Annotated in this window: 21 protein-coding genes; 8 read left to right on the forward strand and 13 right to left on the reverse strand. The window is 63.5% G+C overall.

What is annotated here, in order from left to right:
- Nucleotides 1-31: 31 nt before the first annotated feature.
- The 4 genes from FA94_RS02920 to FA94_RS37730 all read right to left on the reverse strand — a co-directional run bounded on the left by FA94_RS02920 (nt 32) and on the right by FA94_RS37730 (nt 5,487).
- Nucleotides 32-1,432 carry an FAD-containing oxidoreductase gene (locus FA94_RS02920; protein WP_035546558.1) on the reverse strand — a complete coding sequence of 467 codons (1,401 nt, stop codon included), beginning with the start codon at nt 1,430-1,432 and terminating at the stop codon, nt 32-34.
- A gap of 100 nt (nt 1,433-1,532) precedes the next feature.
- Nucleotides 1,533-1,724 carry a hypothetical protein gene (locus FA94_RS02925; RefSeq protein ID WP_035546560.1) on the reverse strand — a complete coding sequence of 64 codons (192 nt, stop codon included), beginning with the start codon at nt 1,722-1,724 and terminating at the stop codon, nt 1,533-1,535.
- A 158-nt stretch (nt 1,725-1,882) separates the two neighbouring features.
- Nucleotides 1,883-4,240 carry a putative bifunctional diguanylate cyclase/phosphodiesterase gene (locus FA94_RS02930; RefSeq protein WP_035546563.1) on the reverse strand — a complete coding sequence of 786 codons (2,358 nt, stop codon included), beginning with the start codon at nt 4,238-4,240 and terminating at the stop codon, nt 1,883-1,885.
- A gap of 407 nt (nt 4,241-4,647) precedes the next feature.
- On the reverse strand, nt 4,648-5,487 hold the full coding sequence (locus tag FA94_RS37730; protein ID WP_081935649.1) for an SH3 domain-containing protein: 840 nt from the start codon (nt 5,485-5,487) through the stop codon (nt 4,648-4,650).
- Between FA94_RS37730 and FA94_RS39030 the strand changes: the two genes are divergently transcribed.
- Nucleotides 5,464-5,769, forward strand: a complete 306-nt coding sequence (locus tag FA94_RS39030) for a hypothetical protein (protein WP_197070189.1) — start codon at nt 5,464-5,466, stop codon at nt 5,767-5,769. The genes FA94_RS37730 and FA94_RS39030 overlap by 24 nt on opposite strands.
- 26 nt (nt 5,770-5,795) lie before the next feature.
- Nucleotides 5,796-6,341: a lysozyme inhibitor LprI family protein gene (locus tag FA94_RS02940; RefSeq protein WP_035546567.1), complete on the forward strand. Its 546-nt coding sequence runs from the start codon at nt 5,796-5,798 to the stop codon at nt 6,339-6,341.
- A 27-nt stretch (nt 6,342-6,368) separates the two neighbouring features.
- Here FA94_RS02940 and FA94_RS02945 read toward each other — a convergent pair whose 3' ends face one another.
- The 3 genes from FA94_RS02945 to FA94_RS02955 all read right to left on the reverse strand — a co-directional run bounded on the left by FA94_RS02945 (nt 6,369) and on the right by FA94_RS02955 (nt 9,629).
- Nucleotides 6,369-7,499, reverse strand: a complete 1,131-nt coding sequence (locus FA94_RS02945) for a BMP family ABC transporter substrate-binding protein (RefSeq protein WP_051980314.1) — start codon at nt 7,497-7,499, stop codon at nt 6,369-6,371.
- A gap of 249 nt (nt 7,500-7,748) precedes the next feature.
- Nucleotides 7,749-8,090: a helix-turn-helix domain-containing protein gene (locus tag FA94_RS02950; RefSeq protein ID WP_035546571.1), complete on the reverse strand. Its 342-nt coding sequence runs from the start codon at nt 8,088-8,090 to the stop codon at nt 7,749-7,751.
- A 60-nt stretch (nt 8,091-8,150) separates the two neighbouring features.
- Nucleotides 8,151-9,629: an aminotransferase-like domain-containing protein gene (locus FA94_RS02955; RefSeq protein ID WP_035546573.1), complete on the reverse strand. Its 1,479-nt coding sequence runs from the start codon at nt 9,627-9,629 to the stop codon at nt 8,151-8,153.
- A 221-nt stretch (nt 9,630-9,850) separates the two neighbouring features.
- On the opposite strand from FA94_RS02955, the gene FA94_RS02960 reads away from it, so the two are divergent.
- Nucleotides 9,851-12,202: an FdhF/YdeP family oxidoreductase gene (locus tag FA94_RS02960; protein WP_035546574.1), complete on the forward strand. Its 2,352-nt coding sequence runs from the start codon at nt 9,851-9,853 to the stop codon at nt 12,200-12,202.
- 39 nt (nt 12,203-12,241) lie between these two features.
- Here the strand turns inward: FA94_RS02960 and FA94_RS02965 are convergent, their stop codons facing one another.
- From FA94_RS02965 to FA94_RS02975, 3 genes are all read right to left on the reverse strand, one after another.
- A complete protein-coding gene (locus FA94_RS02965) occupies nt 12,242-12,760 on the reverse strand; it encodes a M48 metallopeptidase family protein (protein ID WP_035546578.1) in 519 nt (172 codons plus the stop codon).
- A 13-nt stretch (nt 12,761-12,773) separates the two neighbouring features.
- A complete protein-coding gene (locus FA94_RS02970; RefSeq protein ID WP_035546580.1) occupies nt 12,774-13,403 on the reverse strand; it encodes a hypothetical protein in 630 nt (209 codons plus the stop codon).
- 200 nt (nt 13,404-13,603) lie between these two features.
- Nucleotides 13,604-15,412, reverse strand: coding sequence for an alkaline phosphatase D family protein (locus FA94_RS02975; protein ID WP_035549143.1), 1,809 nt, complete (start codon nt 15,410-15,412; stop codon nt 13,604-13,606).
- A gap of 431 nt (nt 15,413-15,843) precedes the next feature.
- On the opposite strand from FA94_RS02975, the gene FA94_RS37165 reads away from it, so the two are divergent.
- On the forward strand, nt 15,844-17,100 hold the full coding sequence (locus FA94_RS37165) for a TetR/AcrR family transcriptional regulator (protein WP_051980318.1): 1,257 nt from the start codon (nt 15,844-15,846) through the stop codon (nt 17,098-17,100).
- 20 nt (nt 17,101-17,120) lie between these two features.
- On the opposite strand, the gene norR is transcribed toward FA94_RS37165, so the two are convergent.
- Nucleotides 17,121-18,716: a nitric oxide reductase transcriptional regulator NorR gene (norR, locus tag FA94_RS02985; protein ID WP_035546583.1), complete on the reverse strand. Its 1,596-nt coding sequence runs from the start codon at nt 18,714-18,716 to the stop codon at nt 17,121-17,123.
- A gap of 112 nt (nt 18,717-18,828) precedes the next feature.
- Here norR and hmpA point away from each other — a divergent pair, with 112 nt between their 5' ends.
- The 4 genes from hmpA to FA94_RS03005 all read left to right on the forward strand — a co-directional run bounded on the left by hmpA (nt 18,829) and on the right by FA94_RS03005 (nt 22,105).
- Entirely contained in the window at nt 18,829-20,010 is a 1,182-nt protein-coding gene (hmpA, locus tag FA94_RS02990; protein ID WP_035546586.1) for an NO-inducible flavohemoprotein, read from the forward strand.
- Between the two features lie 294 nt (nt 20,011-20,304).
- Entirely contained in the window at nt 20,305-20,865 is a 561-nt protein-coding gene (locus FA94_RS02995; protein WP_051980319.1) for an RrF2 family transcriptional regulator, read from the forward strand.
- On the forward strand, nt 20,862-21,530 hold the full coding sequence (locus FA94_RS03000; RefSeq protein WP_035546588.1) for an FMN-dependent NADH-azoreductase: 669 nt from the start codon (nt 20,862-20,864) through the stop codon (nt 21,528-21,530). Before FA94_RS02995 ends, FA94_RS03000 begins: the two co-directional genes overlap by 4 nt.
- A 113-nt stretch (nt 21,531-21,643) precedes the next feature.
- Entirely contained in the window at nt 21,644-22,105 is a 462-nt protein-coding gene (locus FA94_RS03005; RefSeq protein WP_035546591.1) for a cupin domain-containing protein, read from the forward strand.
- 104 nt (nt 22,106-22,209) lie between these two features.
- On the opposite strand, the gene FA94_RS03010 is transcribed toward FA94_RS03005, so the two are convergent.
- Together FA94_RS03010 and aspA are read right to left on the reverse strand one after the other, a co-directional pair.
- Nucleotides 22,210-22,605: a hypothetical protein gene (locus FA94_RS03010; protein ID WP_231584839.1), complete on the reverse strand. Its 396-nt coding sequence runs from the start codon at nt 22,603-22,605 to the stop codon at nt 22,210-22,212.
- A 565-nt stretch (nt 22,606-23,170) separates the two neighbouring features.
- Nucleotides 23,171-24,589 (reverse strand): aspartate ammonia-lyase, encoded by a 1,419-nt coding sequence (aspA, locus tag FA94_RS03015; RefSeq protein ID WP_035546596.1) that lies wholly within the window; start codon nt 24,587-24,589, stop codon nt 23,171-23,173.
- Nucleotides 24,590-24,660 lie beyond the last annotated feature (71 nt).

The following is a 24,660-nucleotide window of genomic DNA, read 5'->3' on the forward strand; positions in this document are numbered from 1 at the left end:
TCGCCGCCATCGCTCACCCCACTCACTCCGTTCACTCCATCGTCTTCAACCGGTCCAGCAATGTCGGCACCAGCTCGCTCACCGTCGGATGCACATGCATCGCGAACTGCAACGTCGGATACGCCGCCCCGGCCGTCATGATGTCGATAAACGTGTGGATCGCCTCATCGCCTTCAATTCCGTGGATCGCCGCGCCGAGAATCTGCTTGCTGTGCGCGTCGACCATCACCTTCATGAAGCCGTCCGTCTCGCCGCGCTCACGCGCGCGGCCCACTCGCGACATCGGCATCGTCGCGATCAACGCGGCCCGCCCGTCCTGGCGCACCTCCGCCTCCGACATCCCCACCCGCGCCAGCGGCGGATCGACGAACACCGCGTACGCCATGATGCGCGTGTCGACGCTGCGCGAACCCCCATCGATCAGATTGGCCGCGACGATCTGAAAATCGTCATACGACGTATGGGTGAACGCACCCCGGCCGTTGACATCGCCGATCGCCCAGACGCCCGGCACGTTGGTGCGCAGTTGTCCGTCGACGGGAATCGTGCCGTGCTTGTCTACAGCAATGCCCGCAGCGGCGAGACCGAGGTCGTCGGTATTCGGCTCGCGCCCGGTCGCGAACAGCAAGTGCGACGCCTCCAGCGCGGGCACGTTCTGCTCGAAGCCGATACACACGTCGTTTTCGCGATGCGGATGCGGCTCGACCCGCGAAGGCTGCACGCCGAAGCGGAACTCCACGCCTTCCCGCGCGAGCACCTTGCGCACGGACTCGGCAAAATCCGCATCCTCGCGCGTCAGCACGCGTTCGCCACGCACGAGCAGCGTCACCCGGCTACCGAAGCGCCGGAAAATCTGCGCGAATTCGAGCGCGATATAGCTGCCGCCGACAATCACCAGATGCTCCGGCAATTCCGTCAGTTCAAGCAGATTGGAGTTGGTGTAGTAGCGAATCCGCTCGAGTCCTTCGAGCGGCGGCACGACGGCGCGTGTGCCGGTGTTGATGAAGATGTCGTCGGCGCTGATTTCGTCGATCACCGCGCCGTCCGGCCCGCTGATGGATAGCGTATGGGCGCCGGTAAAACGTGCGTGGCCGTTGAATACCGTGACGTTGTCCGCGCCGCGCAGCCATTGTTCGACGCCGTCGCGTGACTGGCCGATGATGCGGTCCTTGCGCGCCCTGACGGCCGCCAGATCGACGCTGACGGTCCCGCTCACCTGCACGCCCAGTTCCGCGGCATGACGCGCCACATGCGCCGCGCGGGCGCTGGCCACATAAGATTTGGTCGGCGTACAGCCGACATTCACGCAGGTCCCGCCAAAGGCGCCCCGCTCGATCACCGCCGTTTGGCGGCCGCTTTCACCAAGGCGTACGGCCAGCGGCGAACCGCCTTGTCCCGTACCGATCACGACCGCGTCGAAGTGCTGTGGCATGGCAACGCTCCTGGGGCTTGAATGCAGGTCGTAGCATCTTACCCTCAGCGCTTCAGGTTGCCTGTGCTGGGTGCGCTTAAGCTCTTAAGCCCTTACGCGCTCAAGCCTCGCAATGTGCCGCGGCGCAAATCAACCGGCGCGAGCGTTGCAACGCCGCCTGCGCACCGCGCGCCGCCACGACCCAGCCGACCTGGCCGAGATTGAAGTCCTGCGACACCATCACCTGCATGAGCGCGACCATCGGCAGAACCACCGACGGCCGGTAAAGCTGATCTCTGATCAAAGCTGGCATAACCACTCCCATCGCCCGGCGTCGCTTCGACGCCATGCACCATTTACGTTTCGATGGGTGAATTGTAGGGAGACCGCGCCTCCGGATAAATACCAGGAAAGCGAAGTCAGTTGTTTGCCAAACAGAACAATCGGCTTCAGCGCGGCTTAAGTGCCGCTTCAGCGCGTATGAATCGCACCCCGGACCGCGCCGTCGATCATGCCCAGTTGCGCTTCGCCCAGCCCGCGGGCGTAGGCGCTTGCGCCCACGGGCCGGCTGTACAGATAGCCCTGCTGCTTGTCGCAATGGATCGACCGCAGAAACGCCGCCTGTTCGACGGTCTCGACGCCTTCGGCGGTCACGTTCATGCCGAGCGAATGGGCCATGGCCACCACCGCCTGCGTGATCGCGATCGAATCGCGATGATCCGGCAAGCCGGCAACGAACGACCGGTCGATTTTCAGGTTATGCAGCGGGAAGCGCTTCAGATACGACAGCGACGAATAGCCTGTGCCGAAATCGTCGACGGAAATCCGCACGCCCATGCCGTTCAGCGCGCTCAGGATCGGCAGCACGGAGTCGCTGTCGTGCATCAGCAGCCGTTCGGTGATTTCCAGCTCCAGCGCCGCCGGATCGAGCCCGGAGCGCGTCAGACAGCGTTCGATGCGCTCCAGCAGGCCGTCGTTGAACTGCCGCGGCGACAGGTTCACCGCGACGATCAACTCGGGCGCCAGCGTCTGCCGCCACAGCGCGGCCTGTTCGCAAGCGCGCGCCAGCACCCACTCGCCGATCTCGGCGATCAGGCCCGAATCTTCCGCGACCGGAATGAATTCGACCGGCGACACGTTGCCCAGCTCGCCGTTGTACCAGCGCAGCAAGGCTTCCGCGCCGATCGTGCGGCCGTCCTGACTGTCGACGATCGGCTGATACACGAGGCTCAGCTCGTTGCCGGCGAGCGCGCGCCGCAACGCCTGCTCGATCACGAAGCGGCGTTGCAGATGCTGATTGAGCTCGGCGGTAAAAAACTGGAAGTTGTTCCGGCCGCGCTGCTTCGCGTGGTACATCGCGGAATCGGCGTTGCGCATCAGCGTGGCGACGTCCTGGCCGTCTTCGGGAAACAGGCTGATGCCGATCGACGCCCCCAGGTAGTACTCGGTATCCGCCACCGCGAACGGCAGCGCGATCATGTCGAGAATGCGCCGCGCGAGGCCGATCAGATGCGCGGAGTTGTCGTACGCGCTGACCACGATCACGAACTCGTCGCCGCCCACGCGCGCGAGCGTGTCGTCGCGGCCAATACAGGCCGACAGGCGCTCCGCGACGCTGCACAGCAAGGCGTCGCCGGCTTCGTGACCGGCGGTGTCGTTGACCTTCTTGAAGCTGTCCAGATCGACGAACAGCACCGCGACACTCGCCAGTTCCGGCATGCCGGGCGCCGAGCCCGGCTTGAACAGGTCGCGCATCCGCTCGGTCAGATAGGCGCGGTTATAGAGACCGGTCAGCGAATCGCGGGTGGCGAGAAACTTGAGTTGCCGTTGCGCCTCGCGCACCGGCCCGATGTCGGTAAATGAAATCAGCACCGAGGCCGCCACGGTGTCGCCCGGCTTGAAGATCGGCACGACGTTTTCGGTGAGCCAGACCACGTTGCCGTCGACCAGCTCCAGACCGATCGTGACGCCCAGCATCGGCTTGCCGCTTGCCAGCACCCGCACGGTCGGACGCTCGGCCTCGGTCACGAGCGCGCCGTCTTCGTGATAGGCGCGCTTCATGACGCTCTGGATGCTGCGCCCGACGAGTTGCGAGGTCGTGCGCAACATGCGCTGCGCGCTCGGATTGCAGGCCAGCACAATACCCTCGCGCGACTGCACGACGATCCCCTCGATCAGATGATCGACCACCAGCCGGTGATGTTCTTCGCTTTGTTCGAGACGTTGCGAGATGGCGTCCTGTTGAACGGCCAGACCGACGCTGCGGCTGATGTCGCGCAGCATGGTTTCTTCTTCGGCGGTCGGCCGGCGCTGCGTGCGGTGATACACCGCGAACGCGCCGAGCACGACGCCGGCGTCGTTGTCGAACGGCACCGACCAGCAGGCGCGCAGGCCGAGCGGCAACGCCAGATGCCGGTAATCCGCCCACAGCGGATCGGTTTCGATATCGTCCACCGCGACGAGGCGACGCTCGTACATCGCGGTGCCGCAGGAGCCCACCTGCGGGCCGATCACGATGCCGTCGAGCGCGGCGCTGTAGTGCGCCGGCAGCGAAGGGGCGCCACCTACCCTGACATGCACACCGTCGGGGTCCAGTAGCAGGATCGAGCACAACGCGCCACCACCGAGCAACGCTTCCGCGTGACGGCAGACTTCGTCGAGCAGTTCGGGCAGCGGCGTATTGCGCGAGATCAGCCGCAACACGCTGCGCTCCGACGCCAGCACCTCCTCGGCCAGTTCCGGCCGATAGTGAGTGCTCTCAGGTGTGCTCCCGGATGTGCTCTCAGGCCTGGTTTCCGCCGCGCTACCAGATGTCGCTTCACAAGTCATATGTGCGCTCCCCCCAATCCAACATCGGCAGCTTAGTGTACGCGGCGCACCGGGGTTTACGCGAGTCTGTCGCGATTTAATCGCGACGCATAAATTTTGACGGGACTTGGCGGCTGACGGGCCGGTTATGGGCGGGTGTGTGCCGTGTTGTGTCGAGCGAGGTGTTGGCTGGCGGCTGCCGGTGTCTGAGCGGGTGCAGGACACGCGGTTGAGCGATCCGCGTTCGCAGGAGACGCTGCGGGCGGTGAGTTCTGCATTTGTGAATGGGGCATATTGAACGCACCGCGGCTTACGGAGATCGACGGGGACAGAGTCGACGGCCCGCTAAGAAAGGGGCCGTCGCAGGTCTTCTGGTTGAGCGAGCGCGTCGAGTGGTTGTGTTCCACTCGCGAGCGCCGCTCCCGCATTCAGTGCTGATCGGGTGGACGGCCACCGCCACCACCACCGCCGCCGCCGTTGCCGTTGCCGCCGCCCTGTGGCCGGCCTCCGCCACCTTGCGGAGGACCGCCTTGAGGACGGCCACCCGCATTGCCCTGAGGACCGCCTGGACGACCGGCACCCCCATTCCCGGGCTGAGGCCCACCCGGTCGACCACCACCTGCACTCCCCGGCGGCGGACCACCCGGTCGACCACTACCTGCATTCCCCGGCGGCGGACCACCCGGTCGACCACCACCCGCATTCCCCGGCGGCGGACCACCCGGTCGACCACCACCCGCATTCCCTGGCGGCGGACCGCCCGGTCGACCACCACCTACATTCCCAGGCGGCGGACCACCCGGTCGACCACCACCCGGCGGCCGTCCCGCACCGGGTCGCGGCGGAGGCGGCGGCGGGTGATGCGCCCAGCGCGACTGCTGCCCATACCACGGCCGGCCGCGATAGTAATTCCCCCAGTAAGCGCCAATCGAAAACGTCACGATCGGCAGGCCGATCACCGTGCCGTAGTTCATCACCGGCACGTTGCCGCCCTGGTACGGATACGTGAGACGTCCCGCATACACCCAGCCGCGCAGATTCGGCGCGGCGACATCGCACCATTGATAGTTGCTGAGACACCCCATCACGGTCAGCGGCACGCCGCCGGGCAACTGCGTCACGACCGGGTAATCCGACGCGGGACCAGCACGCACGTTAACCGTGCTGCTCGTATAAGCCTGCGACTGCGCTTGGGCCCCCGCGGACACAGCGAACAAACCGGCCGCTGCATAAAGACATCGAAAATGTCGAACGAGGTGCTGTTTCATTCTGTCTCCCGTTGCCTGCTGTTTTTCCTGCTTCTCAACGGCCGCGTTCCGACTGCCGGCCTATCTGCGCGGGTGATGAAGACCGTGGCATCCACCCATCCCCGTCCGCTGCTTCGTGAGTTGCACGGCGCATGCCTGAAAGCGTTCCGTCAACGCGCGGCGCCAAGTCGTTTAAGGCTTCGCATTCGTCTCGACCGGCAAGATTTCGTAATCACCCACCCGAACTCACGCGTTGTTCCGGCGTCCGGGTTGCGGCGACTCGACCGATCATCGACAACATGAAAAAGCCATGCACTACCGGGACCGCCATGAAGAACCTTCGCCCTTGCCTGATCGCCGCGCTGATGCTCGCCAGCCTGCCCGCGCATGCGACCAGCTTCGACTGCAACAAGGGACGCTCGCTGACGGAGCGCATGATTTGCAACGACCCCGCGCTCTCGACGCTCGACGACACGCTAGGCCAACTGTACTGGAAAGCACGACGGCGAGTCGTCAACCGGCGGGCCTTTCTCAACGACAGCGACAGTAAATGGGCGTGGCGGGAAGCGAACTGCCGCGATACGGCGTGCCTCTCGACGTGGTACGCGACGCGTATCGACGAACTACAGCGTTTGAACGCGAGCTTGCAGGCGGACACGCAAGCGCCGCTGCCACCCGCGCAAAAAACCACCACGGCGATGCTCCAATGCACCGCCGCGAATCCCGGGATCGTGGTGAACGATCAGTGTTCCACCGTGCTCAGCGAGAACGGCAGTCGATGGAAATACAAGCCGCATGGCGGCGACTGGTTCTGCGGCGTCGCGATGCTCGAACCCACCGCGACAACGGAGGTGGCAGCGGCCGCCGCGCCGTGACGCGGCCGCTCACACCAGGGTCTGCCTTCACTTAGGCAGCGACCCGTCCACGCCTTGCACGAACCAGTTCAGGCGCAGCAACTCGGGATCGCTCAACGATTTCCCAGCCGCCACCTTCACCGCGCCGGATTGATCCATGATCGGTCCCGCGAACGGATTGAAGCGGCCCGCGATGATGTCGTCGCGCTTCTGGCTCAACGCCTTTTGCGCGACCGGCGACACGGCGTCGGTATTGATGTCGGCGAGGTCGATCGCTTTCTCTTTCAGCCCCCACCAGACCGGCGTGTTATTCCACGTGCCCGCCATCACCTGATCCACCAGATGCGTGTAATACACGCCCCAGTTGCTCACGCACGCGCCGAGTTGCGCATTCGGCCCGAACTTCTTCATGTCGGAATCCCAACCGAACGCATGCACTTTCTTCTGCTCGGCGGTCTGCATGGTCGCGGTCGAATCGGTGTTCTGAATCAGCACATCGGCGCCCTGCCCGATCAGCGTTTCGGCGGCCTGTTTTTCGAGGCCCGGATCGAACCAGCTATTGATCCACACCACCTTCACCCGCACCTTCGGATTGACCGAGCGCGCGCCCAACGTGAATGCGTTGATGTTGCGCACGACTTCGGGCACCGGCACCGAGCCCACGAAGCCGAGCGTGTTCGACTTCGTCGTGTAACCCGCGACGAGACCCGCAAGGTACGCGCTCTGATAGGTGCGCACGTCATAGGTGCCAAAGTTGGCCGCCTTCTTGTAGCCGGTCGCGTGTTCGAACACGGTGTCCGGGAAATCTTTCGCGACCTTCAGTTCGAAGTCCTGGAAGCCGAAGCTCGAGCCGACCACGATCTTGTTGCCCTTGGACGCCAGATCGCGAAACACGCGCTCCGAATCCGCCGATTCCGGCACGTTCTCGACACGCGTTACCTTGACCTTGTCGCCGAACTTCGCCTCGACCGCTTTAACGCCCTGTTCGTGCGCGTAGGTCCAGCCGGCGTCGCCCGGATTGCCGAGGTAGACGAACGCGATGCCGAGCGGCTGCGCGGTGGCCGCGACCGCGACATGTACGGCGCTAGCCGCACCTAACGCAAGCGTCGCGGCCAGCAAGGCACGGACGCCTCTAATGCACAATGAATGATGGAGGGCTCGCGCCAGCTTTGTTTTCATGGATTCTCCGAAGATGGATGAAGGTGCCCGCCACAGCGCCTGGCGTGGCTCGACATCACCAGGCAAGGCTCCAGCATAGGGGGCCATATTCGGAGGTCAATTTCAGCGCGAAAATTTTTTTGCGGCTTTGTGCCGTTTTTTTGCGGCTGTGGCGCGCATTAATTTTTCGCGTATTGGCATGGGGCAAATGCGTATGGATAAGCCCGAATTGATAAGCGCGGCGCCTGGCATCGCGCTCGTGGAGATGACTTAGTGGATCTTCGGCGGCGGGTCCGTCTGATCCTGATCGGGCGCATCGTCATCGCCATCGTCGTCATCGTCATCGCCCGCTCTCTCGCTGAACAACTCCGCGCACAACCCCTCGCCGACCTCGCTCAGGCGCGCCGTGCCGGTGCCTTCCTCATTGAAGGTGGTCTCAACCAACCCGCCATCGGCTAACGCTGTCAGTTGCCGGCGCAGGCCGCTCATCGGCACGCCGGCCTGCTTCGACAGTTTGGCGAGCGACCACGCGCCGCCCGGCGTTTCGCGATGCGCCCGCCACAACTGCGCCAGCACGGCCACCAGCACGGGATCGATTTCGTCGTCTTGCATGGTTTGTCTCCCAGTCTCTCCGCCTAATCCGTCAATCTCATCAGATGCCGCTCCGTGGACTCACGCCATCTGCGTGACCAGTTCGCCCAAAGTCTTCAACGCCGCTTCCGTCTGCGCCGTCCACGGATAGCTGTAGTTCAGCCGGATGAAATGCCGGAAATCGTTACGCGTCGAAAACATCATCCCCGGCCCCACCGTGATGCTACGCGCGAGCGCCGCCTGGTAGAGCCGCATCGAGTCCACCCGCTCGGGCAATTCCACCCACAGCACATAGCCGCCCTGCGGCGTCGACATCCGCGTGCCGGTCGGAAAAAACCGCTGCACCAGCGCCGTCATGATGCGCGCCTGCTGCCGGTAAACCTTGCGCACGTGCCGCAAATGCCGATCGTAACCATCGTTGCGCAGATAATCCGCCACGGCGACCTGCGGCACCGACGGCGTGGTCAGCGTGTTGAGAAACTTCAGCTTCTCGACCTGCGCGCGATACCGTCCCGGCAGCGCCCAACCGATCCGGTACGACGCGGTCAGACTCTTCGAAAACGACGCGCAATGCAGCACCAGGCCGCGCGTGTCGAAGCTCTTCAGCGTCGAAGGCCGCGTGTCGCCGAAATACAGTTCCTGATAGACGTCGTTCTCGATCACGGGAATGTCGTGCGCGCCGAGCAGTTCGACGAGTTGCTGTTTGCGCGCGTCGGGCATCTGGAAACCGAGCGGATTCTGGAAGTTCGGCATCACCATGCAGGCGGCGATCTTCTGTTCGGCAATCACTCGCGCCAGCGCGTCGATCTCGATGCCGTGCACCGGATGCGTCGCCACCTCGATCGCGCGCATGCCCAGACGTTCGATCGCGTGCAGCATTGCGTAGTAGGTCGGCGATTCGACGGCCACCGTGTCGCCCGGTTTGGCGACGGCTTGCAGGCTGAGGTTGATCGCCTCGGTCGCGCCGAGCGTGATGACGATCTCGCCCGGATCGACCGGCACGCCGTTTTCGGCGTAACGCCGCGCGATCTGGCGAATCAGTTCGGGGTTGCCCGGCGGTAAATCGTCGATCAGATTCCAGCTCGCCTGACGTCGCGCGATCGCGTTCGCGTACTGGTTGATGCGCCGCCAGGGGAACAGCGACGGATCGGGATACGGCGAGCCGAACGGCACGGCGTCGTGCGCCCGAATGCTGCGCAGTGTGGACAGCACCAGCCGGCTCACGTCGACCGCGGCGGCTACCGGCGACGCCTGCGGCGCGGGCTGGCGGGTCAGGCGCTGCTGATCGAAGACGGCTGAGACAGCGGACACCGCCGAAACAGCCGCCCGGTCGAGCGCGGCGGCCGTGGCCGCGGCGTCGCGTACGAAATAGCCCGACTGCGGACGGGTCTCGACGATCCCCAGGCTTTCCAGCAACGCATACGCATGCAGCACCGTCTTGATGCTGACGCCGTGCTGCTGGCTCGCTTGCCGCACCGACGGAATCCGCTCGCCCGGCGCGAACACGCCACGGCGTACGGCCTCCGTCATTTCCGCGGCAAGCTTTTCGTACAGTTTCAAGGATTGGGCTCACAGAAAACGCCGGGGCGTTCAAAAGAACACGCAGAGAACATTCAAAGAACGCTCACGCCGGCATGGGCTGGGACGCCAGTCTATGCCAAAAGCCCCGCAACTGTATCCCTCCCCTTTCCAATTTTCTGTATGCTGCGCGCTATTTGGAACACAGTAGGCTCACGGTATCGGCTTAAAAGCCATGTCGAGGCCCATCCGGCGGCAAGATCATGAAGAAACCCGAAGCTCGCATCGAACCCTACACGCACCCCGCCGCCGGCTGGGGCGCGCTGAAATACGTCGCCATCAACCTGCTCAAGGAAAAGGTCGCGGGCGGCAACTACCGCACGCTGCTCAAGCAGAATCAGCCGAACGGCTTCGACTGCCCGGGCTGCGCATGGCCGGACCGCGAGCACGCGTCCACCTTCGAGTTCTGCGAGAACGGCGTGAAGGCGGTCGCCGCCGAGGCGACCAGCAAACGCGTCACGCCCGCGTTCTTCGAAGAACACACGGTCGAAGCGCTGATGGCGCAGTCCGATTTCGAACTCGAACAGCACGGCCGCCTGACCGATCCGCTCGTCTACGACGCGCTGCGCGACCGTTACGTGCCGATCGGCTGGGACGAAGCGTTCGACCTGATCGCGCGCCATCTGAACGCGCTCGACCATCCCGACGACGCCGCCTTCTACACCTCCGGCCGCGCCAGCAACGAAGCCGCCTTCCTCTACCAGTTGTTCGTGCGCATGTACGGCACCAACAACTTCCCCGACTGTTCGAACATGTGCCACGAAGCGACCAGCCGCGGTTTGCCAGGCACGGTCGGCATCGGCAAGGGCACGGTCACGCTCGACGATTTCGAACACGCCGACACGCTGCTGATCTTCGGCCAGAATCCGGCCACCAACCATCCGCGCATGCTCGGCGAACTGCGCGAATGCGCGAAGCGCGGCGCGACCATCGTGTCGATCAATCCGCTGAAGGAACGCGGGTTGGAACGCTTCGCGAGTCCGCAGCATCCAGTGGAAATGCTGACCATGGGGAGCACGAAGATCAGCTCCGTGTTCATTCGCCCGAAGGTCGGCGGTGACTTCGCGCTGATCAAGGGCGTGGCCAAACGCGTGATCGAACTCGACGACGAAGCGCAGGCCTCCAGTCTCGAACGCGTGCTGGACCTCGAATTCCTCGCGCAACACACCGTGGGCTTCGACGCGTTCGCCGACGACCTGCGCGCCGAAAGCTGGGACACCATCGTCGCCGAAGCCGGCGTGCCGTTCGACGAGGTGCTGAAACTCGCCGACATCTACGTGAAGGGCCGCGCGGTGATTTCGACGTGGGGCATGGGTCTCACGCAACACAAGAATTCGGTGCCGACGATTCAGTTGCTGTCGAACCTGATGATGATGCGCGGCAATATCGGCCGGCGCGGCGCGGGTCTGTGCCCGGTGCGCGGCCACTCGAACGTGCAGGGCGACCGCACGGTCGGCATTGAAGAACGGCCGACCCAACCGTTTCTCGACCGGCTCGGCGAGGTCTACGATTTCGAGCCGCCGCGCGAGCACGGACTCGACGTGGTCAACACGATTCAGGCGATGCTCGACGGCAAGGTGAAGGTGTTCATCGGCCTCGGCGGCAACTTCTCGATCGCGACGCCCGACACGCCGCGTACGTGGGAAGCGATGCGTTCCTGCGCATTGACCGTACACATCACCACCAAGCTGAATCGCAGCCATCTTATTCACGGCCGCGACGCGCTGATTCTGCCGACCCTCGGGCGCACCGAGATCGATCTGCAGAATGGCGTGGCGCAAGGCGTGAGCGTCGAAGACTCGATGAGCATGGTGCACATCTCGTACGGTATGAACAAACCGGCGTCGGAGAATCTGCTGTCGGAGATCGCGATCGTCGCGCGTATGGCGAAGGCCACGCTCGGCAGCGACAAAGTGGACTGGCTCGCGCAGACGGCGGATTACTCGCTGATCCGCGACGGCATCGCGCAAGTGATCGAAGGCTTTCACGATTACAACGAGCGGCTCAAGACCCCCGGCGGCTTTCACCTCGGTGTCGCGTCACGCGAGCGGATCTGGAAAACGCCGAGCGGCAAGGCGCAGTTTCTGGTGCATGCGATTGCGGTCGACACGCCGATTCACCAGGCGCGCAAGCAATACGGCGAGCGTCTGATGACCTTGATGACGACGCGTTCGCACGACCAGTACAACACGACGATTTACGGCCTCGACGACCGTTATCGCGGCGTCTACGGACAACGGCGCGTGCTGTTCGCCCATAAGGACGATATCGCGATGCTCGGTTTCTCGGTCGGTCAGCGCGTGGATATCACGAGCGTGTGGGCCGACGGCATCGAGCGTCACGCCGACGGTTTCCTGCTGGTGGAGTACGACATTCCGCGCGGTTGCCTCGGCGCTTACTATCCGGAGACGAATCCGCTGGTGCCGCTCTCTTCCGTCGCCGACGGCGCGGGCACGCCGACGTCGAAGTCGATTCCGGTGCTGTTGAAAGCGTCGAAAGTCACTGTGAGTGAAACGGGTGAATTGCTCGAAACGCACGAGGCCGTGGCGGCCTGAAGCTTGAGGCTTGCGGGCTTGAAGCTTGCGGGCTAAAACCTAAAGTACCGGGCGCGCGACCTGGCTCTTCGCCAGGTCGCGATGCGTCAGATACAGACGCAAATCAAATTCGATCTGGTGGTAACCCGGCTGCATGAACTCGCACAAGCGGTAGAAAGCCTTGTTGTGATCGCTTTCCTTCAGATGCGCGAGTTCGTGGACGACGATCATTTTCAGAAACTCCGGCGCCGCCGCCTTGAACAGCGACGCAACGCGGATTTCCTTCTTCGCTTTGAGCTTGCCGCCCTGCACGCGGGAGATGCTGGTGTGCAGCCCGAGCGCGTGACGGACGACGTCGAGCTTGCTGTCGTACGTAACCTTGTCGATCTGCTCCGCGCTGCGCAAATGTTCTCGCTTCAGATCGGCGCAGTACGCATATAAGGCCCGGTCGGTTTGCACGTCGTGCGTGTTCGGATAACGCTCGGCGAGATACGCGCCGAGTTGCTCCTCGGCGATCAGCTTCTTGACCTTCTCCTGCAGCGGCGCCGGATAACCGGTCAGGTATTTCAGATGCGACATGGCAATGCGCGGCTCAGGCGGAGCGAACGTTGTCTTCGCAATCGTCCCAATAGCGGAGCGGGTCGCGGTGGGCGGGGTATTGCGTGTCGAGCCAGTCGGACAGCACCTTCCACTGCGGATGATTCGGGCCGCTGCGCGTGTCCCAGAACGATTCCTTGAGGATGGCGTTGTTACGCGCGCGGTCCCGCACGACGATCCGGCAGTGTTCGTTCAGGTCGTGGAACTCCGCCTTCAGGTAGTAACGCGGCAGGATCAGCAGCGTGGCGCCTTTCACCAGCCGGCCCTCGGCACGCACGATGCCGGCGCCCTTGATACGCAGCACGCCGTCCACCGATTTATCCGCGATCCAGTCGACCGGCAATCTGACCACACACTCGTCTTTCCCCACCTTGATCCAGTCCATCCGCCAGGCGCGCGTGAGCGCGTCGCGCATGGCCGCCGAATCGGCATAGCCGGGCGGCAGTTCCATTTCAGCCGGCAAGGTGATCAGCAAGTCGTCTGCGGGCACGAAACTGGTTGACTTGGAGAACGGGTCGCCGAAAGGGTTCGACGGGCGGCTCGCGGCCGTGGAACCGCTGGCCGGCAGTCCGCCGAAAAGGTCCTCCGCGGCGCGACGCGCACGCTTCGATTTTTCACTGCTCATCTGCTTCTCCGTTGAACGTCCACACGTCTTCATCAGCCGGCTTGCCGGCAATGAATTGCGTTCCCGGCGACAGCCGACGAACCACGCTGGTTAGATCGATGTTTTCCATCCACGAAGTCTAACCTGGGATGCGCGCCCCGCCCGCTTCGCGGCGTGTACCGCGAAGCGCCCGACGACAAGTCCACTCAGGCTCCCAACACTCAGCTCGACAACGGCGTCACGGCGATCGAGAAGCTGCCGTTATTCAACGTCAATTGCGTGCGCGAGTTGAGAATCGGCGACGGCAACGCGCCCTGCGTCACGACCGGATTGACCTTGTTGAACACGGCGGCGAACTGGTCTTTCGTGACCGTGACGCTGACATAGCCGATCGAGTCGCAATCCGCGTGCGCGATTTCCGGGTTATAGGCTTGCACGGAGGCGTCCCAGACATTCTTCGTCGACCCGTTCGGCTGGGTCTGGACGACGAGCGGCGCGAGCGCGGGCGCCACCGGCAGGAACAGCGACAGCAGCGAACTGTAGAAACTGCTCGAACTGATGCCCGCGCTCACGAAGTCGGTCATGACCGGCTGCGGGTTCGGCGCGTCCTGGTCGTCCATCACGACGCCCGCCAGAAATGCGTGAATGTCGCCGGAAATCGACACCACGTTGCTGATTTTGTTCGCGCCGATATACGTCGTAATGTCCTTCTTGCTGCCCGGATACCCTTCCCACGAATCGCCGTACACCACGTATTCCGTGGTCGCGCCCGGCGTGGCCGGGTCCGGCAGCGGCACGTTGATCTTCAGGAACGTGACCTCGCTGCCCCAGATCTTCCATGCCGCCGTCGACGTGGACAGCCGCTGCTTGAGCCACTCGGTCTGCGTCACGCCCAGCACGCTCGGCGGCCGGCCGTTCTGCGCCGTGAGCTGATCGTCGTAGGCGTCGAGCATCGACTTTTCCATCAGATAGCGCGAGCCCTTGGCGAGGAAATTGGTCGGCGGCGGCACGGCCGAGGGCGGAATCGGATGCGCTTCGCGGAACAGCCGCTGGTCCGTGATGACCAGATCGACCAGCGAGCCGAACGAGAAGTCGCGATAAATCGAAATGTTCTGGAAGCCGGTGCTGGACGGGTCGTATTGCACGTCGTCCATGTCCACCGGCATGTATTCGAACCATGCTTGCGTAGCGTCGCAACGGCGCTGCGGTTCGGCGGTCTGGGCTTCGTCGTAGGTTTCGTGGTCGAGCCAGCAGTCGTCGGAGAACTCGTGATCGTCCCAGACCGAGATCATCGGAAACAGCGCGTGCAGATTCAACAGGCGCGGATCGCTGCGATAGGTCTGATACAGATAGCGATAGTCGTTGAGCGTCACAGCGTACGGCACCTGGGTGGTCGTGCCGGGAATCAGGAAACTGCTGCCGTTGGGTAAGGTCAGCGGCCCGTGCGCGGCTTCGGTGCGGCCGCTCGGAATCGTCAGCTCGTAGATGTAGTCGCCCAGATTGACGATGAAATCGAGGTCGTCTTCCGCGGCGGCGAGGTTCATCGCCTCCCAGTGGTTCGCGGTCCACGACTGGCAGTTGATATACGCGAAGCGGACCTGCGACGGCTCGCCGGCCATGCCCGCCACCGGGGCGGTTTTCGTGCGTCCGGTCGGGCTGACGTCGCCACCCGCGATGAAGCGGTAGTAGTAGTGCTGATACGGCTGCAAGCCCTGCACCTTGTGGCGCACGGTATTGCCGAACTGCGCGGTCGCCGACAGCGGTTGATCCACCAACGGCTGCGAAAAATCCTGCGTGGCGGACAGTTGCACTCGCAACGGAAAGTCGCCGCTCACGCTGTGGCTAGTAACGCGCGTCCACAGCACGACGCTGTTCGAACGTGGATCGCCGGACGCGATGCCTTGCGGGAAGCTGTAGGTTCCCGCCGGCGGGAGAGGTATCCCGACCGAGTCGCCACAGGCCGCGAGCGACGCGCCGAGGGTCGACACGGTAATGAATCCGCTCAATTTGAGGAACTGCCGCCTATCCATGATCAACTTCATTCTCCTGTTGGAATCGAATCTTCTGGTAATGCGTGGCTGGTCTTTTCTATGGATGAGCGAATCCCTACGACGCGCTATACGCGTTGTATCCCTTCGTCTCATGAAGCGGGCTGGGGGTGCGAGCCTTCGTTCGGGCGTCGATGGGTGTTCGACTAGAATTCCGCGTGGGCGACGCCGCGGCATGCGTCCTCGAAACGGGCACGCATGCGTTGATGCCGATCACATGGCGAAGCGCATTGTCCGAGAGAATTGTTACTCATGTATTACAGATGTTCAGTCAATCGACGTGCACATAACCGGAAAAAATCGAAAAATATCTGCAAATTTCTGGCAATCAACTTTTAAATAGTACAAATGTACAAACAATTTTCCAGCTCTGCCGAGCACCTGAAACGGCCTGCCGCTTGCCCCGCCAAGCCATGAACGCGCCCAGCCAGAACGTCTCCACGGCCGAGTTGCTGATCCATGCCGCCACCGCGCTCATGCGCGATCACGGCCCGGTCGGCGTGACCTTCCGTTCCGTGGCCGAGGCCGCCGAGGTGTCGGTCGCGACGGTGCAGCATCACTTCGGCAGCAAGGAGCACCTGCTATTGCAACTCGTGCAGAGCGCGTTGCGTGAAGACGCCGCACGGCTTCGCCCCTATGCGGATGCCTTGCCGGACACGTCGTCGTCAAACGCCCCTGTCGAAATGGAAAACGTGCAGGCGATCGTGCGCAGCCTCGTCGCGGACGCCTGCGGCGCGAATGCCGACCGCACACGCGCGCGACTGTCCGCGCTGATGACTGCCACGCGTGACGGTGCCGCGCGCGTCGCGGCGCGACGCTGGCTGAGCGAGCACCGCCGCTTTTTCGCGCGACTGCTGAACGGCCTCGTGCCGCGACCGAACCATGCGGCGCGCTATCTCGTCGAGTTGACGATCGGGGTCGAGGTCGCGTCGTTAGGCTGCCGTCGGCATTCGCTAATGCCGCTGCTCAATGACGAACTGCTGCGTTACGCCGTCGACGCCGCGCTCGGCCAAGGCAAGCCCGCCTGCCCCGTGGCGTTTCGCGCGAACGTGATCGCACTGCTGCAACAGCGCGCGGCGCAACACACGCCGCCGGCCAGCGACAAGTCCGCTCAGGCGCGGCGCGGGATTCTGAATGCCGCGGCGCTGGTAATGTCGCGCGGCGGCCTGGCCGAGCTGACGCATCGCGCGGTAGCCAAAGAGGCGGGGATCGGCGGCTCGCTGGTGAGCTACCACTTCCGGTCGATCGACGTTTTGCTGCACGCGGCTTACCGCCATATTCACGACGGCTTCGCACGCGTGGCGATGCCCGCGCGAGGCCCCGCGGTGGGGCCGTTCGAAGCCGTGCTGGCCGCGATGCTCGTCACGCGGCATGGCGGCGTGCCGGCCGTGCTCGGCTCGCTGGAGGCGCTGATTGCGTCGGCTTACGACGAACAGTTCGCCGACATGGCCTGGCAAACACGCTTGATGCGCGGCGTCTATTACCTGCACGCGCCTGACGCGACGACGTTTCCGTTGGGCAGCGGCGATTTTTTCGCGCACATGCTGTCGATCTGGGCGCTGGGTCTTTCGCTGGTGTCGCATGCGGGTTGGAGCGAGCGGCGCTTCGAGGCTTGCTTGCGCAGCCGCTTTAGCGCCGTCGAGCCGCTTTTCCCGGCGTCGACGCGCTAGTCGCGCACCGGCGTGCCGCGCTACTTCAAACCGAGCCGCTTCGCGAGCCGGTTGAGGTTCGCGCGATCGAGGCCGAGTTCACGCGCCGCCGCGGCCCAATTCTGCTGATGCCGCTCCAAGGTCTCGACCACGATGCTTCGCTCGAACGCCGTCACCGCGCTGCGGAAATCCTTCTCCACGACGGCCGGCGCAGACACAGGCACGGCTTCCTGCGGTTCGCCGCCAAGCGCACCGGAAAAAGCGAAATCCGCCGCGTTCAACGTGAGAATCCGCCGACGTTCGCGATTGCTCGCCAGCGCCTTGAGCGCGCTACGTCCAATCAGATGTTCGAGTTCGCGCACGTTGCCCGGCCAGGGATAACGCAGCAGCGCGGCTTGCGCGTCGGCGGCGAGACGCAGACTCAGCAAGCCGAGCCGCGAGCGGTTTTCTTCGAGGAAAAAGCCCGCCAGCAACAACACGTCGCGGCCGCGTTCATGCAACGGCGGCACACGCAGCGGATAAACACTGAGGCGGTGATAAAAGTCGGCACGAAAGCGGCCCGCCCTCACCTCTTCGGCGAGATCGCGATTCGTCGCGGCGATCAGCCGGACGTCGACCTTGTGTTCGTGATCCGAGCCGATTCGCTGCAACTGGCCGTTTTGCAGTACGCGCAGTAACTTGGCTTGCACGGCGAGCGGCAACTCGCCGACCTCGTCCAGAAACAGCGTGCCGCCATCGGCGAGTTCGAATTTGCCGCGCCGGTCCGACGACGCGCCGGAAAACGCGCCCCGCACATGCCCGAACAATTCGCTTTCCACCAGCGTATCCGGCAACGCCGCGCAGTTGAGACTGATCATCGGCTTGCCGGCCCGCGACGACAGCGCGTGAATCGCGTTCGCCACGAGTTCCTTGCCGACCCCGGTCTCGCCGGTAATCAGCACGGTCAGATCGCTGCCGGCCACCACTTCGATTTCTTCGATCAGATGCTTGTGCGACTCGCTGCTGCCGACCATCTCGCGACGGCTCTGCCCGCTCGCCTGCCGATACGCTTCGGCTCGCCGCCGTTCTTCTTCGCCCGTGCGCGCCAGTGTGTCGATTCGCTCCACCACGCTGACGGTCGCCGCCGCGAGGCTCAGGAAGGCCTGCAACGACGCCATGTCGATCGCGTCGAAGCGCGCCGGGTTCAACGCGTCGAGAGTGAGAAGCCCCCACGGGCGGCCGCCGATCAATAGCGGACAGCCCAGGCAATCGTGGACCTCGAGATGCCCCGCCACGCCCTGCACCAGGCCGTCGTAGGGGTCGGGCAAATCGGAGTCGGCGGCGAACCGGGTCGGCTCCGGCCGCGATAGCAATTGCGCGAAGCGGGGATGCTCGCTGACACGAAAGCGCCGCCCGAGCGTATCGCTGCTCAGGCCGTCGATCGCGAGCGGCACCAGCGTGTCGCCTTCAAGGCGCAACAGCGCCGCGGCGTCGCCGGGAAACAGCGTGCGCAGACTGCTCAACAAGCGGCGAAAGCGCTCGCTGTCGGACAGCTCGCGCGACAGATCCTGGATCAGTGGCGTCAGCGCATCCAGCACCGCCCGCGCAGTCAATCCGACTGCAGACGGAGTCTCTTTGACCAGAGTCGAATCGACCATATTTAAAATTAGCTCGTTGATTTGTTTGAATTTTACACCTGGCACGAAACATGGATAGAGAAGGCATCGGCCGAGGTCCGGCCCGTCACCCACTCACCACGAGGACTCTTCCATGCTTTCCCCCGACCATCGCGCCATCGTCAAAGCCACCGTGCCGCTTCTCGAAAGCGGCGGCGAAGCGCTGACCACGCACTTCTACGACCTGCTGATCAACGAGCATCCCGAGGTGCGCCCGCTGTTCAACCAGGCGAATCAGGCCAGCGGCGCGCAGCAACGCGCGCTCGCCAACGGCGTGCTGATGTACGCGCGCCATATCGACAAACTCGATCAACTCGGCGGTCTCGTCGGACAAATCACTAACAAGCACGTCGCGCTGAATATCCTGCCCGAGCACTATCCGATTGTCGGCCAATGCCTGCTGCGCTCCATCCGCGAAGTGCTCGGCGCGGAGATCGCCACCGACGCGGTGATCGAAGCCTGGGCCGCCGCGTATCAGCAACTCGCCGATCTGCTGATCGGCATCGAAGAAACGATGTACGCCGACAGAGAGGCGGCGCCCGGCGGCTGGCGCGGTACGCGGCGGTTCCGCGTGGCCCGCAAGGTGCGCGAGAGCGACGAGATCACGTCGTTCCATCTGCGCCCCGACGACGGCGGTGAATTGCTCGCGTTCGAGCCGGGCCAGTACATCGGCGTGCGGCTCGTGATAGACGGCGTTGAAGTGCGCCGCAACTATTCGCTGTCGGCCATGGCCGATGGCCGCGAGTACCGCATCAGCGTCAAGCGCGAGCCGAATGGCAAGGTGTCGAATTACCTGCACGAGCAGATCGCCGAAAACGATACGCTGGACCTGTTCGCGCCGGCCGGCGATTTCACGCTTCAACCCGGCGACAAACCGCTCGTGCTGATCAGCGGCGGCGTTGGCATCACTCCGACGCTGGCGATGCTGCAGGCCGCGCTCGGCAGCGGACGTCCGGTGCATTTCATCCATGCCGCGCGACACGGTGGCGTGCATGCGTTCCGCGACACGATCGATCAACTCGCCGCGCGTCATCCGCAACTGAAGCGCTTCTACTGCTATGAGCAGCGCCGCGCGCAGGACGCCGACGCGCACGGGATCGGCTATCTCGACGAGGCGCGGCTCGATCGCTGGCTGCCCACAACGCGCGACATCGATGTCTATTTTCTTGGCCCGATCGCCTTCATGAAGGCCATGAAGCAGCATCTCAAGGCGGTCGGCGTGCCCGAGTCGCAAAGCCGCTACGAGTTCTTCGGTCCGGCTGCGGCGCTCGAATAATCGAATAACAAGCCTCTTCGCGAAAGACCGATTCGGGAGCGGGACCCCTCGCTCCCGAAGTGCGTTAACCCCCGCCGCCCAACCCGCGCGCGCTGCGCTGGTCACCTGAAAATCGCCGGAACCGGCTATTTGCCGCAGCCGACGCACCGCCTACTCTGTGCCCTGCCGCGTGAGGCGTACCGAACCGGGCGCCACCACGGCCAAGCAACACTGTGTTCCAGGAACCTGGGGTTGCACCCGAGGCCAAAGTCGATTACATTTCTAACTACGATATCGTGAGTCGGAGTTAAGGAAATGTCACACATCAGCACAGGTGTCGAGTATGGGTTGCATTGCCTGCTCTATCTCAGCGATCCCGCCGCTGGCGTGAGCGACGCCAGCGCGAAAGATCTCGCGGAGCTTCAGGGTGTGCCGGTGGAGTACGTCGCCAAGCTGTTCACCAAGCTCTCGCGGGCCGGCATTGTTGCCGCGACCGAGGGCGTACGGGGTGGTTTCCGGCTAGCGCGGCCGGCGGCCGAGATCAGCGTGCTCGACGTCGTGAATGCAATCGACGGCAACAAGGCGCTGTTCGATTGCCGTGAAATCCGCGCGAATTGCGCGGTGTTCGGCGATAAGCCGCCGGCATGGGCCACGCGCGGCGTGTGTTCGATCCATGCCGTGATGCTGGACGCCGAAAAGCGCATGACCGAATCCCTCGCCGCGCATTCGTTAGCCGATCTGGCAACGCGCACGGTCGAAAAAGCGCCCGCCACCTACGGGCATCAGGTCGTCAAGTGGCTCGGGCACCGCTCGTCCACACGCCGCAGCGAGAGCGGCAATCCTCATCGAAATTCCCATCAAGGAGAGAAGTCATGAAAGTCCTGCACGTCGACGCGAGCGCCAAGCGCGAACGTTCCAACTCACGCGCGTTGAGCCGCTATTTCATCGAACGCTTGCGCAGTGAAGGCGTGGAGTTCGACATCGATTATCTGGACGTCACGGTCGATACGCCCGCGCACGTCACCGAAGCGTTCGCGATTGCCACCTACACGCCGGAGCACGAGCGCACACCGGCCATGAAGGCAACGTTGGCTGCTTCGGACGCGTTGTGCCAGCGCCTGCTCGATGCCGACGCACTGATTTTCGCCATGCCGATGTACAACTGGTCGATGCCGTCCGCGTTCAAGGCCTATATCGACAACGTCACGCGCACCGGGCTCACGTACGTGAATACCGCGGACGGTCGGATCGAAGGGCAACTCCAGCGGCAGAAAACCATCTTCATCACGAGTCGCGGTGCGGATCTGCGCGCCGCCCGGTTCTCGTCGATGGACGCGCTCACACCGGCATTGAAAGCCGCGTTCGGATTTATCGGCGTAGCGAACCCCACCTTCGTCGATGCGCAGCCGCTGCAGTTCTCGGATCAGCAAGCTCGCATCGAAGCGCTCGAACGCGCGCATCGCGAGCTGGACGCCGTCGCCGCGCAATGGGCGAATGAGCTGTCGCCGGTCGAAGCTGACGAAGCGTCGCTGACCGCGTAATCGCAGTCGAATAACTTCCCTTACTGACGTATTGGGCGATTCGTCATCCGAATCGTCGGGAAGCGTGTTGCCGTTAAATCGGTTATTGAAATCATCCAGGCAGGAAATCCGTCATGAATCTCCGATCACTCATCACGGCGACGACGTTCGCCGTTCTCTCGGTCGCCACCGCTTCGCAAACCGTCTACGCCGCGGAAGCCTCGGCCCCCGCCGCTGCCACTGCTGCTTCCGCTGCGCCGCGCGAAACCATCGCGCCGGCCTTCGTCGAACCGATCGCCAACGTGCCGGGCAAGACAATGACCGCGTTGATCGTGGACTATGCGCCCGGCGGCAAGACGCCCGCGCATCGGCATGGACAGGCGTTCGTGGTCGGCTATGTGCTGTCCGGCGCGATCCGCAGCCAGGTCAACGGCGGCGAGACGCACGTTTATCACGCCGGTGAACACTGGACCGAAAAGCCGGGCGCCCATCACACCGTCAGCGAGAACGCGAGCGACACCGAACCCGCCAAGCTGCTCGCTATTTTCGTCGCGGACAGCAAGGACAAGGATCTGGTGACGGTGGACAAGAAGTAATCAGGAAGAAGCCATACGGAATATGGCTGCCGGGAGGATTGTCAGCGCGCGCGTGCGCACTGGCAATCACCGGGCGCTGCTGAACAGGCGGCGTTGTTACGCGGTTAGCCTCGCGCCCGGTCGATCGCGGCGAGCGCGACTTCCCGCGCCAGATCCGCATAGAGTTCGGCCCACTTGCCGAGCAGACTCGGATCGTTGATCAGAAACAGCGGATGCTCGGCCCATGCGCTGACCTGCGGGCCTTTCCACGCCAGCTCGAAGATCCGCATGTCTTCATCGTCGCTAACGCCGATGTCGACCAGTTCGCGAAACGAAGCGAGATTGCTGAGCGTCACCTCCGGGACCTCGAGGCGATGAATCGCGGCCAGCGCGGCGGCCGCGCGCGCTCGCGCGTCGTCGCGGCTGTCGGCGCTCAGAAACACGACGCTATCGTCGCGATCATGGCTGAACACGGCCCGATACAGGGAGGTCTTGCAGAGGTGACTGAGTTCCGTACCCATGGTGGCTCGCGCTCCTGTAAGGATTTTGTTATCTGGAGCCGCCAACTGGGCGACGCTTTTTTGCGCGGCGCGTCGCCGCTGCCGATTGCGATATCGGTCGCTGCCCCAGTACACATACACGCCGCATACGGCGAGGCAAGCCAGTGCGAGAACCCCGACTCCCCCAAGTACCGCCAGATCGGTGTACGCCATGTCAGGCTCCCTTGAGTCTCGCGGCCCCTGTACCGGCGCTGCCCTGAATCTTGCGGGCAAACCCGCATAAGAACCGGGAACGCGCGGCGTCGAATAGGTCTGCTCTCATCGTTGGCATGGCCATGATTTTTATGAGCGAGGGGACGTTAAGACGAGTATCGGACTGGCGTCGCCGATGAGCAATTGAGCACACGTCTCTATTGACCAATCGGTGCGGCTATAGGAGTCTATTGGGCTGGACGGGCTTTTTCGTGGTTCGGCTAAAACCGTGGCGATGCCCAGTGGCGCAGCCGCTGCAAACTGCGTGCACTGAACCTGCGCTGAGTTCAATAACCGGCGGCGTCACAGCCGCAGCCGCCGGTCAATCCACCGCTTACGACACCGCCCCCACCTTCCTCGGCTGCGTCAACATCGCAGGCTGCAAAATCTCATCGAGTTGCGCCTGACTCAACAGCCCTTTCTCGACCACGATCTCCGCCACGCTGCGACCGGAAGCGAGCGCTTCCTGCGCGACTTCCGTCGCATGCGTATAGCCGATGTACGGGTTGAGCGCGGTCACGATTCCGATCGAGTTCTCAACGATGGCACGCAACCGGTCGCGATTGGCGGTGATCCCGTCGACGCATCGGGACGCCAGCGTCAAGCACCCTGCCCGCAGATGCGCCACGCTTTTGAACAGACTGTGCGCGATGATCGGTTCGAACGCGTTGAGCTGAAGCTGCCCGGCCTCCGCCGCAAAACTCACGGTCACGTCGTTGCCGATCACCTCGAACGCGATCTGGTTGACCACTTCCGGAATCACCGGATTGACCTTGCCCGGCATGATGCTGGAGCCCGCCTGCACCGGCGGCAGATTGATTTCCCCCAACCCCGCGCGCGGACCGCTCGACAGAAGCCGCAGATCATTGCAGGTCTTCGACAGTTTCACGGCAACCCGCTTCAGCACGCCGGACAATTGCACGAACGAACCGACGTCCTGAGTCGCCTCCACCAGATTCGGCGACGTGGTGAGCGCAATGCCCGTCACGCTGCTCAAATGAGTACAGACGAGCCCCGCGTACTGCGGGTGGGTATTGATGCCCGTACCAATCGCCGTCGCGCCCAGGTTGATCTCGCAGATCAGTTTCGAGGCTTCCCTGAGGCGTTCCTCGTCTTCACCGAGCATCACGGCGAAGGTGCTGAACTCCTGCCCTAACGTCATCGGCACGGCGTCCTGCAATTGCGTCCGCCCCATCTTCAGATCGCTTCTGAACTCTTCCGCCTTGCGTTCGAACGACGCCCGCAGCACGCCCATCGCGTCGATCAGTTGCATGATGCCCGCATAGGTGGCGATCTTCAGCGCCGTGGGGTACACGTCGTTGGTGCTTTGACCGAGGTTGAGGTCCTCATTGGGATGAAGAACGCCGTACTCGCCTCGCTGATGCCCGAGGTGTTCGAGCGCGAGATTGGCGATGACTTCATTCGCGTTCATGTTGGTGGACGTGCCGGCGCCGCCCTGAATGACGTCCACCACAAAGTGCTCATGCGCAACCCCGGAGCGGACCTGTCTGCACGCTTGAACGATGGCCGACATCTTGAGCTCGCTGAGCAGCCCAAGATCGTAATTCGCGAGTGCAGCCGCCTCCTTGACACTCGCCAGCGCATTGATGAGATTCGGATACACCGAAATAGGAATACCGGTGATCGGGAAGTTCTCCAATGCGCGCAACGTATGCACGCCGTAATAGGCCGACGCGGGCACGGCGAGGTCGCCGAGAAGATCGTGTTCGATACGTTCGTTGGCTGTGAGCATGAATTCCTCGATAGTTGGACATGACAGGCGTAGTGCGTCGCCCGGCCCTCGTGCAGGTCACGAGGCCGGGA

The organism is Burkholderia sp. 9120 (assembly GCF_000745015.1).
In the GTDB taxonomy this organism is placed as follows: Bacteria; Pseudomonadota; Gammaproteobacteria; order Burkholderiales; family Burkholderiaceae; genus Paraburkholderia.